The organism is Kitasatospora sp. NPDC057015, assembly GCF_042673745.1.
Classification (GTDB): domain Bacteria; phylum Actinomycetota; class Actinomycetes; order Streptomycetales; family Streptomycetaceae; genus Kitasatospora.
Genome location: NZ_JBHUSG010000069.1, coordinates 1 through 14939, shown reverse-complemented (window position 1 = coordinate 14939; position 14939 = coordinate 1). Strand labels below are relative to the sequence as shown.

The 14939-nt window shown below is 74.2% G+C and carries 15 protein-coding genes and 1 riboswitch; of the genes, 6 read left to right on the top strand and 9 right to left on the bottom strand.

What is annotated here, in order from left to right; all coding sequences use genetic code 11:
* Positions 1 to 67: 67 nt before the first annotated feature.
* From hisG to ACFTWP_RS38190, 8 genes are all read right to left on the bottom strand, one after another.
* On the bottom strand, positions 68 to 916 hold the full coding sequence (gene hisG, locus ACFTWP_RS38225; protein ID WP_380269746.1) for an ATP phosphoribosyltransferase: 849 nt from the start codon (positions 914 to 916) through the stop codon (positions 68 to 70).
* Between the two features lie 130 nt (positions 917 to 1046).
* Positions 1047 to 1319 (bottom strand): phosphoribosyl-ATP diphosphatase, encoded by a 273-nt coding sequence (locus ACFTWP_RS38220; protein ID WP_380269745.1) that lies wholly within the window; start codon positions 1317 to 1319, stop codon positions 1047 to 1049.
* Between the two features lie 131 nt (positions 1320 to 1450).
* The gene (ribH, locus tag ACFTWP_RS38215; RefSeq protein WP_266318604.1) at positions 1451 to 1936 is read right to left on the bottom strand and encodes a 6,7-dimethyl-8-ribityllumazine synthase; all 486 of its coding nucleotides are present in this window, start codon (positions 1934 to 1936) and stop codon (positions 1451 to 1453) included.
* A 61-nt stretch (positions 1937 to 1997) separates the two neighbouring features.
* Positions 1998 to 3266: a bifunctional 3,4-dihydroxy-2-butanone-4-phosphate synthase/GTP cyclohydrolase II gene (locus ACFTWP_RS38210; protein WP_380269744.1), complete on the bottom strand. Its 1269-nt coding sequence runs from the start codon at positions 3264 to 3266 to the stop codon at positions 1998 to 2000.
* Entirely contained in the window at positions 3263 to 3910 is a 648-nt protein-coding gene (locus tag ACFTWP_RS38205; protein ID WP_380269743.1) for a nicotinamide riboside transporter PnuC, read from the bottom strand. Before ACFTWP_RS38205 ends, ACFTWP_RS38210 begins: the two co-directional genes overlap by 4 nt.
* A complete protein-coding gene (locus ACFTWP_RS38200; RefSeq protein WP_380269741.1) occupies positions 3907 to 4569 on the bottom strand; it encodes a riboflavin synthase in 663 nt (220 codons plus the stop codon). Before ACFTWP_RS38200 ends, ACFTWP_RS38205 begins: the two co-directional genes overlap by 4 nt.
* A 182-nt stretch (positions 4570 to 4751) precedes the next feature.
* A riboswitch (FMN riboswitch) is annotated at positions 4752 to 4879 on the bottom strand.
* 112 nt (positions 4880 to 4991) lie between these two features.
* The gene (locus ACFTWP_RS38195) at positions 4992 to 5879 is read right to left on the bottom strand and encodes an SMP-30/gluconolactonase/LRE family protein (RefSeq protein WP_380269739.1); all 888 of its coding nucleotides are present in this window, start codon (positions 5877 to 5879) and stop codon (positions 4992 to 4994) included.
* Positions 5880 to 6273: 394 nt separating this feature from the next.
* A complete protein-coding gene (locus ACFTWP_RS38190) occupies positions 6274 to 6579 on the bottom strand; it encodes an antibiotic biosynthesis monooxygenase family protein (protein WP_380269738.1) in 306 nt (101 codons plus the stop codon).
* A gap of 169 nt (positions 6580 to 6748) precedes the next feature.
* On the opposite strand from ACFTWP_RS38190, the gene ACFTWP_RS38185 reads away from it, so the two are divergent.
* Positions 6749 to 7453, top strand: coding sequence for an MSMEG_1061 family FMN-dependent PPOX-type flavoprotein (locus ACFTWP_RS38185; RefSeq protein WP_380269737.1), 705 nt, complete (start codon positions 6749 to 6751; stop codon positions 7451 to 7453).
* Positions 7454 to 7532: 79 nt separating this feature from the next.
* Entirely contained in the window at positions 7533 to 7943 is a 411-nt protein-coding gene (locus tag ACFTWP_RS38180) for an HIT family protein (protein ID WP_380269736.1), read from the top strand.
* 81 nt (positions 7944 to 8024) lie between these two features.
* Here the strand turns inward: ACFTWP_RS38180 and ACFTWP_RS38175 are convergent, their stop codons facing one another.
* Entirely contained in the window at positions 8025 to 8783 is a 759-nt protein-coding gene (locus ACFTWP_RS38175; RefSeq protein WP_380269735.1) for a GntR family transcriptional regulator, read from the bottom strand.
* 319 nt (positions 8784 to 9102) lie between these two features.
* On the opposite strand from ACFTWP_RS38175, the gene ACFTWP_RS38170 reads away from it, so the two are divergent.
* The 4 genes from ACFTWP_RS38170 to ACFTWP_RS38155 form a co-directional block, all read left to right on the top strand.
* The gene (locus tag ACFTWP_RS38170) at positions 9103 to 10206 is read left to right on the top strand and encodes a glycoside hydrolase family 19 protein (RefSeq protein WP_380269734.1); all 1104 of its coding nucleotides are present in this window, start codon (positions 9103 to 9105) and stop codon (positions 10204 to 10206) included.
* A gap of 236 nt (positions 10207 to 10442) precedes the next feature.
* On the top strand, positions 10443 to 11717 hold the full coding sequence (locus ACFTWP_RS38165; RefSeq protein ID WP_380269732.1) for an FAD-dependent monooxygenase: 1275 nt from the start codon (positions 10443 to 10445) through the stop codon (positions 11715 to 11717).
* A gap of 134 nt (positions 11718 to 11851) precedes the next feature.
* Complete coding sequence (locus ACFTWP_RS38160) at positions 11852 to 12805, top strand: zinc-binding alcohol dehydrogenase family protein (protein WP_380269731.1); 954 nt, start codon at positions 11852 to 11854, stop codon at positions 12803 to 12805.
* Between the two features lie 665 nt (positions 12806 to 13470).
* Positions 13471 to 14939: ATP-binding protein (locus tag ACFTWP_RS38155; RefSeq protein ID WP_380269730.1), on the top strand; the 1469-nt coding region annotated here is incomplete at its 3' end.

The following is a 14939-nucleotide window of genomic DNA, read 5'->3' as shown; positions in this document are numbered from 1 at the left end:
GGGGCGGGGGCGCGGGGCCCCCGCCCGTGTCCGGTCGGTTGAGAGGTCGGTCCGGGACCGGCCGGTCTCAGAGCCGGCAGGCGTGGATGTTGGTCACCAGGATGGCCCGGGCGCCGATGCTCCAGAGGTCGTCCATGATCCGCTGGGCCTCCTTGCGGAGCACCATCGAGCGGACCGCGACCCAGCCCTCGGTGTGCAGCGGCGAGACGGTCGGCGACTCCAGGCCCGGGGTGAGCGCCACGGCGGCGCTGACGTTCTCGGCCCGGATGTCGTAGTCCATCAGCACGTAGCGGCGGGCCACCAGCACGCCCTGCAGGCGGCGCAGGAACTGCTCGACCCGGGTGTCCTCGCCGGCGCCCTTGGGCCGGATCACCACGGCGTCCGAGACCAGGATCGGGTCGCCGAACACCTCCAGGCCCGCGTTGCGCAGGCTGGTGCCGGTCTCCACCACGTCCGCGATCACGTCGGCGACGCCGAGCTGGACGGCGGTCTCCACCGCGCCGTCGAGCTTGGTGACGGTCGCCTGCACCCCGTGGTCGGCCAGGTGCTGCTCCACCAGACCGGTGTACGAGGTGGCGATCCGCAGGCCCTCCAGGCCCTTCACGTCGTCGACGTCCACGCCCACGGGGCGGGCGAAACGGAAGGTCGAGCCGCCGAAGCCGAGCGCGAGCACCTCCTCGGCGTTGGAGGCGGAGTCCAGCAGCAGGTCGCGGCCGGTGATGCCGACGTCCAGGCGGCCGGAGCCGACGTAGACGGCGATGTCACGCGGGCGCAGGAAGAAGAACTCGACCTCGTTGTTCGGGTCGACCAGGACGAGTTCCTTGGGGTCCTTGCGCTGGCGGTAGCCCGCCTCATGGAGCATCTCCGCCGCGGGACCCGAGAGCGAACCCTTGTTGGGGACGGCGATGCGCAGCATGAGTGGTCAATCCTTCGCTGAGGTAGCGGGTGAGGGGTGCAGCGGGTACGGCAGGCGGTCGGACCGGCGCGACGGGCCGCGCGGCGGCGGCCCGTACCGGGTGTCGGATCGGTTCGGAGACGGGATCGGTTCAGAGATGGGCGTACACGTCGTCGAGCGTCAACCCCTTGGCGACCATCATCACCTGGAGGTGGTAGAGGAGCTGGGAGATCTCCTCGGCGGTCTGCTCGCCGGTCTCGTACTCGGCGGCCATCCAGACCTCTGCGGCCTCCTCGACGACCTTCTTGCCGATCGCATGAACGCCCTGCTGGACGAGCTGCGCGGTACGGGAGGACGAGGGGTCGCCGGTGGCGGCCTTCTGCTGGAGCTCGGTGAAGAGCTCCTCGAATGTCTTCGAAGCCATGATGGACTCACCTTACGGCTTGCGGGCATACGGGCGGTAAACGGTCCCGGACCGTGGACACCGCTTTGGACGACGCCCTCCCCCCGGCCGGTGCCGGGAGGGAGGGCGCGGGGCCGTCGGCCGGGCGGGCGTCAGCGCCAGGGCTCGGAGACCGAGCGCAGCACCGCGGCGGTGGCCACGGCCGCGGTGACGGCCTCGTGGCCCTTGTCCTCGGCGGAGCCGGGCAGGCCCGCGCGGTCCAGCGCCTGCTCCTCGTTGTCGCAGGTCAGCACGCCGAAGCCGACCGGGACGCCGGTGTTCACGCTGACCTGGGTGAGGCCGAGGGTGGCCGCCTCGCAGACGTAGTCGAAGTGCGGGGTACCGCCGCGGATGACCACGCCGAGGGCGACCACGGCGTCGTAGCCGCGCTCGGCGAGCTGCTTGGCGGCCACCGGCAGCTCGAAGGTGCCGGGCACCCGCAGCACCGTCGGCTCCTCGATGCCGAGCTCCTTGAGCGCCCGGTGGGCGCCGTCCAGCAGCCCGTTCATCACCTGCTCGTGCCACTGGGCGGCGATCACCGCGACCCGCAGGTCGGCGCAGTTCTTCAGGGTCAGCTCGGGGGCTCCGTGGCCGCTCACGTCGGTACTTCCCGTCGGTGGTGGGTGGTGGGGATGGTGGGTGGTGGTGCGGGTGAAGCGGTCAGGAGTCCGAGTCCTGGCCGAGCCAGGGCAGTTCGTGGCCCATCCGGTCGCGCTTGGTGCGCAGGTAGGCCAGGTTGTGCTCGCCCGGCTCGGTGGGCACGGGCTCGCGGCCCGTCACCTTGAGGCCGTGCTCGGTGAGTGCCGCGATCTTGTCGGGGTTGTTGGTGAGCAGCGTCAGCGAGCGCACCCCGAGGTCGCTGAGCATCTGGGCGCCGATGCTGTAGTCCCGTCCGTCGGCGGGCAGGCCGAGGTCGAGGTTGGCGTCGACGGTGTCGCGGCCCTGCTCCTGCAGCTCGTACGCGCGGAGCTTGTGCGCCAGGCCGATGCCACGGCCCTCGTGCCCGCGCAGGTAGAGCACCACGCCGCGGCCGGCGGCCGTCACCTTCTCCAGCGAGGCCTCCAGTTGGGGGCCGCAGTCGCAGCGCAGCGAGCCGAAGACGTCGCCGGTGAGGCACTCCGAGTGCACCCGGACCAGCAGGCCCTCGCCGTCGGTGACTCTGCCGTCGGCGTCCAGGCCGCCGGCGACCAGCGCGATGTGCTCGATGCCGTCCAGGGTGCCGCGGTAGCCGACGGCGGTGAACTCGCCGTGGGCGGTGGGCAGGGCGGTGACGGCGGCGCGGTCCACGTGCAGCTCGGTGCGGCGCCGGTAGGCGATCAGGTCCTCGATGGAGATGATCGCGAGGCCGTGCTCGCGGGCGAAGGCGACCAGCTCGGGGAGCCTGGCCATGCTGCCGTCGTCGTTGACCACCTCGCAGATCGCGCCGGCCGGGCGCAGCCCGGCGAGCCGGGCGAGGTCGACCGCGGCCTCGGTGTGGCCGGGGCGGACCAGCACGCCGCCGTCCAGCGCGCGCAGCGGGAACACGTGGCCGGGGCGGGTGAGGTCGCCCGGCTCGGTGCCCTCGGAGGCGAGCAGCCGCACCGTGCGGGCGCGGTCGGCGGCCGAGATGCCGGTGTCGACACCGTCGCGGGCGTCGACCGAGACGGCGTAGGCGGTGCCCTTGCGGTCCTCGTTGACCACGGTCATCGGGGGGAGCTTGAGGCGGTCGAGCTCGTCGCCGGTCATCGGGACGCAGATCACGCCGGAGCTGTAGCGGATGGTGAAGGCCAGCAGCTCGGGGGTGGCAGCGGAGGCCGCGAAGACGATGTCGCCCTCGTTCTCGCGGTCCTCGTCGTCCACCACGATCACCGGGCGGCCGAGGGCGATGTCGGCGATGGCGCGCTCGACCGGGTCGAGGGCGAGGTCGTCGGTGACGGGCCGAGTGCTCATGCGGAGACTCCCTGCAGGACGGTGTCGGTCGTGGGACGGGCGTCACGGGTGCGCAGCCACCAGCCGCGCAGGCCGAGCAGGACCAGGACGAAGTAGATGCTGTAGGTGAGGCCCGAGAAGGCGTACCCGCTGTCGAAGGCGAGCGGGACGCCGACCACGTCGACGGCTATCCACGCGAACCAGAACTCCACCCAGCCCCGGCCCTGGGCGTACATCGCGGCCAGCGTGCCGACGAAGATGTAGGCGTCGCCCCAGGGGTTCCAGGACAGCGTGGGGTTGGCGAGGAAGAGCCAGGCGAGGCCCACGGTGCCGAGCGCGGTCGCGCCCGCCAGCACCGCGCGCTCCGTCCAGGTGGCGAACCGCACCGCGATCTCGCCGGAGTCGCGGCTGCCGCGGCGCCACCGGGCCCATCCCCAGCCGGCGGCGGCGATGACGATCAGCTGCTTGCCGATCAGGCCGGGGACGTGGCCGGAGAAGTAGGCGGCGATCAGGACCGCGCCGGAGAGCAGTTGGAGCGGCCAGCTCCAGACCGAGCGCCGCCAGCCGAGGGCGAGCGCGCTCAGGCCGAGCAGGTTGCCGAACATGTCGGCCCACTTCACGGGCTCGCCGAAGGCGGTGAAGGCGACACCGCTGAGCCAGTTCACGAGGCTTCCTTCAGGGTCGGATCGGGCAGGGCACGGGTGTCGAGCAGCCGCTCGACGTACTTGGCGAGGACGTCGACCTCGAGGTTGACCGGGTCACCGACGGCCTTGGCGCCGAGCGTGGTCAGCGCGAGGGTGGCCGGGATCAGGCTGACGGTGAAGCTGTCGCGGGCGGCCTCGACCACGGTGAGGCTGACGCCGTCGACCGTGATGGAGCCCTTGTCGACGAGGTAGCGCGAGATGCTCGACGGCAGCGAGAACCGCAGCACCTCCCAGCGGGTGGCGCCGTCGGCGTCGAGGTCGCCGGGCTCGCGGCTCAACAGGGCGCCGGTGGCGTCCACATGACCCTGCACCAGGTGCCCGCCGAGTCGGTCCCCGAGCGCCATGGCGCGCTCCAGGTTGACCGGGGAGCCGGTGCGCAGGGCGCCGAGGCTGGAGCGGTGCAGCGTCTCGGCCATCACGTCGGCGGTGAACTCACCGCTCTCGGAGGCCAGTTGATCGGGGGTGTCGACGACGGTCAGGCAGACGCCGTTGACCGCGATGGAGTCGCCGTGGTGCGCGCCCTGACATACCACCGGGCCACGCAGGCGGATCCGCGACGAGTCGCCGATCTCCTCGATGGAGACGACCTCGCCGAGCTCTTCGATGATGCCGGTGAACACCCGGGTTCTCCTCGCGCTTGGGGCGCGGACTCCGGGGTGGGCATGGGAGAGGACACGGAACGCCACAGATACGGGCGTACGCCGGGAGGAGCCGCTCCGAACGGCGCCTTCGCCGCGGAGAGCTCTCCTGTCCGCACACCACCCGCGGTCCCCGGGAGGACCACGGCACTGCTCGATCCCGTCGCGCACGCCTCCCATCCGGACTTTAACCGTCGGTCCAGGAATCTCACCTGGTCAACCGCCCGCTGGCTGCGGACGGGTCGCGGACTGTAACCGCCGGTTCGGATTTTCACCGACCCCGGAGTGCGCTGAACGTCACTACTACTGCCGTCATTGTGCCACGCCCGGCGATCGCTCAGGGAGAGCCCTGCACTGTGCTCTGTTTCACTCGACCACCGGGAATGCGCCGCACCCCGGTCCGATCACGCCCCGGCGACCGCGGCACCCGGCAGGGCGGGGCCGGCCGGGAGGACCGCCATGGTGGGCGGCGGCCCGGGCACCGGCACCCGGACGGCGTGCAGACGGCCCGCGTCGGGAGCGAACTCGCCCTTCTCGTCCGGGCGGTGGGCGGTGGTGATGAACAGTGTACGAAGGTCCTCGCCGCCGAACGCGCAGCTGGTCGGGCAGGCGACCCCGATCGGCAGGACGGTGTCCAGCCGGCCGTCCGGTGTGTAGCGGTGCAGGGCCGAACCGCCCCAGAGCGCGACCCAGAGCGCGCCCTCCGCGTCCACCGCCAGACCGTCCGGCCAGCCGGCCGCCGGGTCCACCTCCGCGAACGGGCGCCGGCCCCGGACGCTGCCGTCGGCGAGGTCGTAGTCCAGCACGTCGATCCGCCGGGTCGGGGTGTCGATCCAGTACATCCGGCGGGCGTCCGGGCTCCAGCCCAGGCCGTTGGCGATGGTCGCCCCGGAGATGACCTCGGTGGCGACCGCGCCGTCGACCCGCAACAGCGCGGCCCGGCCCGGCCGCTCGTCACCGGACATGGTGCCCACCCAGAGCCGGCCGGCCGGATCGGCCTTGGCGTCGTTGCAGCGCTCGGCGCCGCCGAGCGGCACCTCGGCCACCGCCGGGCCGTCCAACCGCACCACCCGGTCGCGCAGCACCGCCGCCCAGCCGTCGGCGGTCGGCAGGATCGCCGACGCCGGCGGCGGCAGCCGGTGCGAGCCGCCGTCGGTGTCGTGCACCACGCCGGCGGGGATGTCCACCCAGCGCAGGGAGTTGGTGCGGACGTCCCAGACCGGCCCCTCGCCCAGGTCGCTCACCCGGTCGTCGACGGGTACGGGGGCGGGGATGGCTGCGGGGTTGCTCATCTGGCGTTGACCTCCGGAAGGACGGCGAGGACGGGGCCCGGCACGGCCGGCGACGGACCGCCGACGGCGGGTGGGCGGGTGCCGCCGGCGAACGGGCGGGCGGGTGCGCCACCGGCGGACGGGCCGGCCGGGACGCCCGCCGACCCGGCGGTCCCCCGGTCGTGCGGAACCCGCCGCGCGGATGGGCGGCGGGGATCCTGGCCTGCTCGGCGCCATCCTGCCAGCCACGGACGCCGCGGTCGACGGCTGCCGGGGCCGGGCACCCGCCGCCGGGGCCCGGTACTCGCCATCGGGGCAGGGAGGCGGGGCGGCGCAGCGAGGCAGCGAGGCGGGGCACCTGCGATGGCGTGCGACGAAGCGGGAGGACCCCGGGCCGGGCCGGACGGGCGTCGCGTCAGCCGGTGGCGAGCGGCCGGTAGTGGGTGACCTCCGGCGGGTGTGCGAGGTAGCGCAGTTCGCCCTCGGCCCACACCGGACGGATCCGCCACATCGGGCCGGCGTACCCGCGCAGCGCGTCCTCGTCCCGCCAGCGGGTCACCACCAGCACCCGGTGGCCGTCGTCGGTCATCGACCGCAGCAGTTCACCGCCGAGGCACCCGTCCGCCTGCGCGAGCCCCGGCAGCACCTCGGCGGCCAACAGCGCGCAGAACTCGTCGACGTGCCCGGTCAGCACCTGGGCCGCCCAGATCCGGACGATCACCGCCACCACCTCCCGCAGCCCGGGACGACCCGGCCGCGCGCCCCGCGGACCCGCCGGGTACCTCTCCCCCATTGTCCGCCCACCGGGCAGCGGGCGGCGGGCGGGCCGCAGCCCGGCGGGCGGACGCCGCCCAGGGCCCTCGGGAACCGCCGTTCGCTAGATTGCGGCCATGACCAGCACCCCGCACCCCGTCGCCCCCGCCGATCCGCCGACCGCAGTCGCCGCCCCGTCGGACGGTCTGTTCGAGCGCCTCCGCGGCTCCGCCCTGACGACGACCGCCGAACTCCGCGAGGTCTACGAGCAGCCCGGCGACCACGCCCGCCGCAAGGAGGTCGACCACATCCACGAGGTCGCCCGCCGGCTGATCGCCTGCTCCTCGCTGGTCTTCATCGCCAGCACCGGCGCGGACGGCCGCTGCGACGTCTCGCCCCGGGGCGGCCCGGCCGGGCTCGTCTCGGTGCTGGACGAGCACACCCTGGCGATCCCGGACGCGACCGGCAACAAGCGCCTCGACACCCTGCACAACATCGTCGAGACCGGCCGGGTCGGGCTGATCTTCGTGGTGCCCGGTCGTGACACCACCCTGCGGATCAACGGCCGGGCCTGCGTCTCCACCGACCCGCTGCTGCTGGAGCGGCTGACCCCGGTCGGCAAGCCGCCGCGCAGCGCCGTCGTGGTGCGGGCCGAGGAGGTCTACGCGCACTGCCCCAAGGCGTTCCTGCGCAGCTCCGCCTGGAAGCCCGCCGGCTGGCCGGCCCCGGACGCCGCGCCGAGTTCCGCCGAGGTCACCCTCTCCCACCTGAGGGATCCCGCACTGACGATCGAGATGATCGAGCAGGCCGAGCGGGATTCGCTGCTCCACCGCTACGAGTAGCGGAGCCGGGGAACGGCCGTCCGCGACCGGGCGGCGCGGCCTGCCGGGGCGGGCCGCGCCGGCGGGTTTCACTGGTCGGATGGACTGCGTCTTCTGCGCGATCGTGGCCGGCGAGCTGCCCGCCCACCGGGTGCTCGACGACGAGGTGGCGGTGGCCTTCCTGGACCAGCGGCCGCTCTTCCCGGGGCACGTGCTGGTGGTGCCCCGGCGGCACCTGCGGACCGTCACCGACCTCCCGGAGGCCGATGTCGGGCCGTTCTTCACCCGGGTACGGCTGGTCACCGCGGCGGTGGAGCGGGGGATGGCGGCGGCCGGCAGCTTCGTGGCGGCCAACAACCGGATCAGCCAGTCCGTACCGCATCTGCACGTCCACGTGGTGCCCCGGAATCCGAAGGACGGGCTGCGCGGGTTCTTCTGGCCGCGCTCGCGCTACCCGGACGAGGCGGCGGCGGCCGAGGCGGCGGCGCGGGTGCGGGCCGCACTCGACTGAGCCCGGCCGGCGCCGACGGCCGACCCGGACGTCGTCCGGCACCCGGTGCCCCGATGCGGGTACAAGCGGTCGGGCCGGGGGTCAGGCGGGCGCGTCCAGCCGGGCGGTGAAGCTGAACCGGTCGCCGCGGTAGAGCGAGCGCACCCGCTCCAGCGGCAGGCCTTCGCCGTCCTGGGTCAGCCGGTGCAGCAGCAGCATCGGCAGGGCCGGCGGGGTGCCGATCAGCAGGGCCTCGCGCGGGGTGGCCAGGACGGTCTCGATCCGCTCGTCGGCGCCGCCGAAGCCGATGCCGAGCTTCTCGCCCAGGTACGCGTAGAGCGAGGCCCCCGGGTCGAAGTCCCGGTCCAGGGTGGGGACTCGGGCGACCGCGAGGTAGGTGCTCTCCAGGCCGACCCGCTCGCCGTCCGCGAGCAGGACGCGCTCCAGGTGCCAGACCGGGTCCCCTGCCGCCAGGCCCAGCTGGCCGGCCAGGGCCGGGTCGGCCGCGAACCGCTCCAGTCCGATCAGGTTGCGACCCGGGACCCGGCCCTGGCGCCGGACCCCCTCGGTGTAGCTGGCCAGCGAGAGCGGCTGCTCCAGCTTCGGCCCGGCCACCACCGTGCTCCGGCCCCGCCGGCGCACCCGCCCCTGGATCAGCAGTTCGCGCAGCGCCTGGCGCAGGGTGTCCCGGGAGACGGCGAAGCGGACGGCGAGGTCGCGCTCGGTCGGCAGCACCCCGCCCTCGCCCAGTTCGTCGAGCAGAGCGTCCAACTCGCCCTTGACCGCGTAGTACTTGGGCACCCGGCCGTGCTCCGGGATGCCCGACCTGATCGGCGCGCCGGGGCCGGGGTAGTCGTTCATCCGGCCATCCTCCCAGATCCCGCCGCCTCCTCCGGTGCACGAACGGGCGGCGCACCCGGCCCGCCGACCGGGTCGGCAGGGCGGCCGGGCGCCGTCCGGAGCGACGACCTCCGCTCCTGTGGACACCGGCGCTCTCGTGGAGGTTTGCGAAAGATTTGGTCCATACCTATTGACAGGTATAGACCACTCCGGTTGAGTCCCCCTCAGTTCCGCCCCGGCCCGCACCCCGGTCGGGGCCCGGCAGCCCCACAGCCGGCCCCCCGCGGGACCGTCCTGTCCTCCAACTCGTGCGGCCCCCACCGCACCGAGGGGTGATGAAATGTCGATCCAGAAACGTGTGATGGCCCTCCTGGCGGCCGTCGCCACAGCGATTGCGCTGGCCGTGCTCCTCCCCGCCTCCGCCTCGGCGGCAGGCTGTGCGACCCCCTGGAACTCCGCCACGGTCTACACCGCGGCCAGCGGCCAGGTCTCGTACAACTCGCACAACTGGTCCGCGAAGTGGTGGACCCAGAACGAGACCCCGGGCGGCTCCTCCGGAGTCTGGGCCGACCAGGGCAACTGCGCCGGCGGCGGGAGCACCCCGACGCCCACCCAGACCTCGGGCACCGGCTGCACGTACCCGGCCTGGGTCGCCGGGCAGACGTACACCACCGGCGCGATCGTCAAGTACACCAACGGCCTGCTCTACCAGGCCACCCACGACAACCCGGGCTACGACCCGGTGATCAGCACCTGGTACTGGTCGCCCTACACCTGCACCGGCGGCGGCACCTCGCCGAGCCCGACGCAGACCGCCAACCCGGGTGGATTCCCGGTCAGCGAGGCCCAGTTCAACCAGATGTTCCCGAACCGCAACTCCTTCTACACCTACGCCGGCCTGACCGCCGCGCTGAGCGCGTACCCCGGCTTCGCGGGCACCGGCACCGACACCGTCCGCAAGCAGGAGGCCGCGGCCTTCCTCGCGAACGTCAGCCACGAGACCGGTGGCCTGGTGTACGTGGTGGAGCAGAACACCGCCAACTACCCGCACTACTGCGACACTTCGCAGTCGTACGGCTGCCCGGCCGGGCAGTCGGCCTACTACGGTCGCGGTCCGATCCAGCTGAGCTGGAACTTCAACTACAAGGCGGCGGGCGACGCCCTGGGCATCGACCTGCTGCACAACCCCAACCTGGTGCAGACCGACTCCGCCGTGGCCTGGAAGACCGGCCTCTGGTACTGGAACACCCAGAACGGCCCGGGCACGATGACCGCGCACAACGCGATGGTCAACGGCTACGGCTTCGGTGAGACGATCCGCAGCATCAACGGCAGCCTGGAGTGCAACGGCGGCAACCCCGCCCAGGTCCAGAGCCGGATCAACTCGTACCAGAGCTTCGTCCAGATCCTCGGCACCACCGCCGGCAGCAACCTGAGCTGCTGATCCCGGACGGACGATCACCGGAGGGTGCGGCCCGGCGGGCCGCACCCTCCTTCGCGTCCCGTCGCCCCGACCCCCGACGCCCCCCGCGCGCGGACGGCCCGGCAGCGGCCGGCGACCCGCCGGGAGCCGACGCGCCCGTTCCGGCCACGGGCCGGCCGTACACGTCGTACGGTCGTCGGAGCGGCCCGGGAGCGGGCGCGGCGACGCGCGGCGGCGGGGAGGTCCGGCCATGGACGGTGGAACGGGTCGCGGTGGTGGGCGGGTCCGTCGCGGGCTGCGCGTTCGCGGCGGCCGCCGCGCGCGGCGGGGCCCGGCGGGTGGTCGTCCTGGAGCGCACCCGGGCCGAACTGACGGACCGCGGGGTCGGCCTCTGCGTGCACGACGACCGGTACGCGGAGCTGGCGGCGGCCGGCTGCCTGGACGACGGCATCGCCTGGCACCGGCTCACCCGGCGGCACTGGCTGACGGCCGACGGCTCGGCGCTGGGCCGGCTGCTGTGGGACCAGCCGTTCCCGTTCCGCTCCTACCACTGGGGGCTGCTCTGGCGCGGGCTGCGGGCCCGCACCCCGGCCCTCGTCGAGTACCGCACGGGCGACCCGGTCGCGAGCGCCGCGAGCGTCCCGGGCCCGGCGGGCCGGGCCGAGGGCGCCGGCGTCCGGCTGCTCTCGGGCGGCGAGGAGCGGTTCGACCTGGTGGTCGGCGCGGACGGCTACCGCTCGGTGGTGCGGGCGGGCGTCTGCCCCGGGGCCCGGCCCGAGTACACCGGGTACGTCTGCTGGCGCGGCAGCTTCCCCGCCGAGCGGCTGGCGGCGCTCGACGCCCTGGCCGGCCCGGCCGACCGGGCCTGGCCGGCCGAGCACGCCGTCACGGTCTGCTTCACCGGCGGCCAGTGCGTGCTGTACCGGATCCCGGGCACGGAGCCCGGCGGCGCCGAGGTCAACTGGGTCTTCTACGCCCCGCCGCCCGCCGCCGGCCTGCGGCTGGACGACCCGACCAGCATCCCGCCCGGGGCCGCCGCCGAGGAGCTGACCGCGCACGTCGGCCGCCTCGCCGAGCGCCGCCTGCCGCCCTACTGGGCCGCCCTGATCGCCCTCACGCCGCCCGAGCGGACCTTCCTCCAGCCCGTCTACGACCTCGACACCCCCCGCCGCACCTCGGGCCGCCTGCTGCTGGCGGGCGACGCCGCCACCGTGGTGCGCCCGCACAACACCAGCGGCGCCGCCAAGGCCCTGCAGGACGCCGTGGCCTTCGAGACGGCCTGGCGGCGGGCCGCCTCCTGGGAGGACCTGCTGGCCCGGTACGAGCGCGAGCGCGGCGCGGCGGGGCGCGCCCTGGTCACCCTCGGGCGCCGACTGGGCCGGGCCCAGGTGGAGCGGGCCCCCGACTGGACGGGGATGGACACCCGCGGTGCGGCCGCCTGGTGGGAGGGCCAGCTGGCCGGCACGGCGGGCTTCGGCGGCCACGCGCTCGGCGCCGGCCCGGAGCCGGCGACCGGCCCGGCGGCCGGGTGAGGCAGCGGGCCGGGGGCCGTGACCGGCCCGGTCCCGGGCGGGACGCGCGGGAAAGAGTGTCCCGGGGTCTGGACATCCGGCGATCGGACGGTGTTGGCTGGCCGCGAAAGGTTACCCACTGGTAGGGAGTGCTTGTGCGAGCGATCCGGATCACCGAGTTCGGCGGCCCCGAAGTGCTGCAGCTGGTGGACGTCCCCGAGCCGGTCGCGCAGCCCGGCCAGCTCCTGGTGGACGTCTCGGCAGCCGGCGTGAACTACGCGGACACCCACGCCGTCGAGGACTCCTACCTCTCCCGGACGGTCCTCCCGCTGGTGCCCGGCGGCGAGGTGGTCGGCCTGACCGCCGACGGCCGCCGGGTGGTCGCGCTCGCCGACAACGGCGGGTACGCCGAGAAGGCCGCGGTGTGGGAGGCGATGGCCCACGACGTGCCCGAGGGGGTGACCGACGGCCAGGCGCTCGCCCTGATCGTCCAGGGCCTCACCGCCTGGCACCTGCTCCGCACCTCGGCCCGGATCGCCGAGGGCGAGTCGGTGGTCGTGCACGCCGCCGCCGGCGGCACCGGATCCCTGGCCGTCCAGCTGGCCAAGCAGTTCGGCGCGGGCCGGGTGATCGCCACCGCCTCGTCCAAGGAGAAGCGGGAGCTCGCGTTGGAGCTCGGCGCCGACGTGGCGGTCGAGGCGGACGCCGAGGGCCTCAAGGAGCGGCTGATCGAGGCGAACGGCGGCCGCAAGGTCGACATCGTGCTGGAGATGACCGGCGGCCCGGTGTTCGACGCCTCACTGGCCGCGCTCGCCCCCTTCGGACGCCTGGTCACCTACGGCATGGCCTCCCGCCAGGAGCCCACGCCGGTGACCGCGGCCCAGCTGATGGGGCGCTCGCGCGCCGTGGTCGGCTTCTGGCTGATGCACTGCGTGAGCCGCCCCGGCATGTACCGCGAGCCGCTGGCCGAGCTGTTCGCGATGACCCTCGACGGCCGGCTGAAGCCCCACGTCGGCGGCGTCTACCCGCTCTCCGAGGCCGGCCGCGCGCACACCGACCTGCGCGCCCGGCGCACCTTCGGCAAGCTCCTGCTGGACCCGAAGCTCTGACCGGCCGGGGGCCGCTCCCCCGGGCCGTCGGGCACCCGACCCGAGACCACCGGTCCGTCCGCTCCCGCCCGCGCCCGCCCACCCCGGCGGAGACCTGACCGGTCGTCCGCCCGGGTGGGCCCGGCGCCGCCCCCCGCCGCCCCGCCCCGAGCCCGGGCGCGACCACCCCCGCCCCGCGCTCCGCACCCCCGCCCGAGCCGGCCCCGGGAGCGGCGCTCGGCCGACCGGCCACGCGCGGCGACCACCGGACCGCGCCGAGTACGCCCCGGCCCCCACCGCGGCGCCGGGGCCCGGGGAGCACGGCGAATGCCCGCCCTGCCGTCGGCGCCGATCGGTCCGAGCACTGACCACCATTCGGACCGAACGCGGACCAACCGGGCGGACGACATGAGATCTCCGTCACATCTCGTGACCCAACGTTTCCGTCATGCGACTGTCAGTCCCGCCCTGACCTGCGACGACTCGCCCGGAAGTAACGTCTCGTCAGAGGAACGGCTGCGAGAAATACAGAGTTGATCTTGTTTGTCCACCTATTTCTACGGTTGACTCTCGCGGGTGTCTGCGGCGGGACCGGGGGTTACCGTCCTCCTGCGAGATCCACGAAGGCCTCGAGGTGCTCCGGCATTTGAGGCCTGACGAGATTGTGAGCACCGTTGCGTAAAAGGATGACGGAGCGCCGGCGCCCCGGCGGGGCCCTGAGCAGCCCGGACGGTGAGGGCGCCGCGCTCACCAGGTCGACGCCGACCGACGAGCGGACCCCCGGGCGCCTCCCGCGCCCCCTCGCCTGTTGTCTGGCCGTCCTCTCGCTGTCCGGCTGCGGGGCGACGGTGGACGGCTCCGCCGTCCCCGCGCTCTGGGGGGCCGGCGCAGCCGTGGTCCTGGCCGGCGGCAGCGCGTACGTCGCCCGACGGGCCACCGCGCGCCCGCTGCTGCGCGCCCGCGACCAGGCCGAGCGGAACCTCAACGCCCTGCTGGAGGAACGCCAGGGCCTCGCCGCCGAGCGGGAGACCCAGGAGCGCCGGCTGAGCGCCTACGCCGGCGAGCGGCAGTCCCTCCTCCAGGAGCGCGAGCAGCTGACCGCCGCGCTGGACGAGCTGACCCGGCACGCCGACGAGGGTGCCGAGATGCTGGCCGCGGCGACCCTCCGGGGCACCGAACTCGCCGCCGAGCGGGACGTGCTGACCGCGACCCGGGACGCCCTCGTGCTGGAACGGGACGCCCTGGCGAAGGAGCGCGACGAGCTGGAGGGCAGCGTCGACTCCACCTTCGTCAACCTCGCCATGCGCACCCTGACCCTGGTGGAGCGCCAACTCGTCCTGATCGAGGCGCTGGAGGGCCGGGAGGCCGACCCGGCGCAGTTGGAGAGCCTGTTCCGGCTCGACCACCTGGCCACCCGGATGCGCCGCAACAGCGAGAACATGCTGCTGCTGGCCGGCCTGGAGAACAGCCACCGCAGCCGCAAGACCGTCACCCTGCTGGACGTCGTCCGGGCCGCGGTGTCCGAGATCGAGCGGTACGAGCGGGTGCGACTGGGCTTCCTCGCCTCGATCCGGCTCAGCGGCGCGGTCGCCGACGACACCAGCCACCTGGTCGCGGAACTGCTGGAGAACGCCACCGCCTTCTCGCCGCCGCAGGACCAGGTCGAGATCGGCGGCTGGCTGCTCGACAACGGCGAGTTGATGATCTCCGTGGTCGACCGCGGCATCGGCCTGCCCGGTGAGCGGCTGCGTGCCCTCAACGAGCAGCTGTCCGAGCCGTCCGAACCGGGCAACGACCGGCGTGACGCACTGCTGGCCGGCGCCCTGACCGGCCGGAGCATGGGCCTGTTCGTGGTCGCCCGGCTCGCCCGGCGGCACGGCATCCGGGTCCAGCTGCGGGAGAACGCGCAGGGCGGCGGTGTCACCGCGATGGTGATGCTCCCCCGGGAGGCGCTGCAACTGGACGCCGCCGGCACCGACCTGGACGACCAGCGCCGCGCCGAACGCAGCGTCACCTCCGCCGCCGAGAGCGCCCGCGCGCAGGCCGAGGCCGCCGCCGCGGCGCAGCCCCGCCCGGCGCCACCGAACTCGACGCGGAGCTGGAGGCGTCCGGCGCCACCGTCACCCTCGACGCCTGCGACACCGCCGACCAGGAC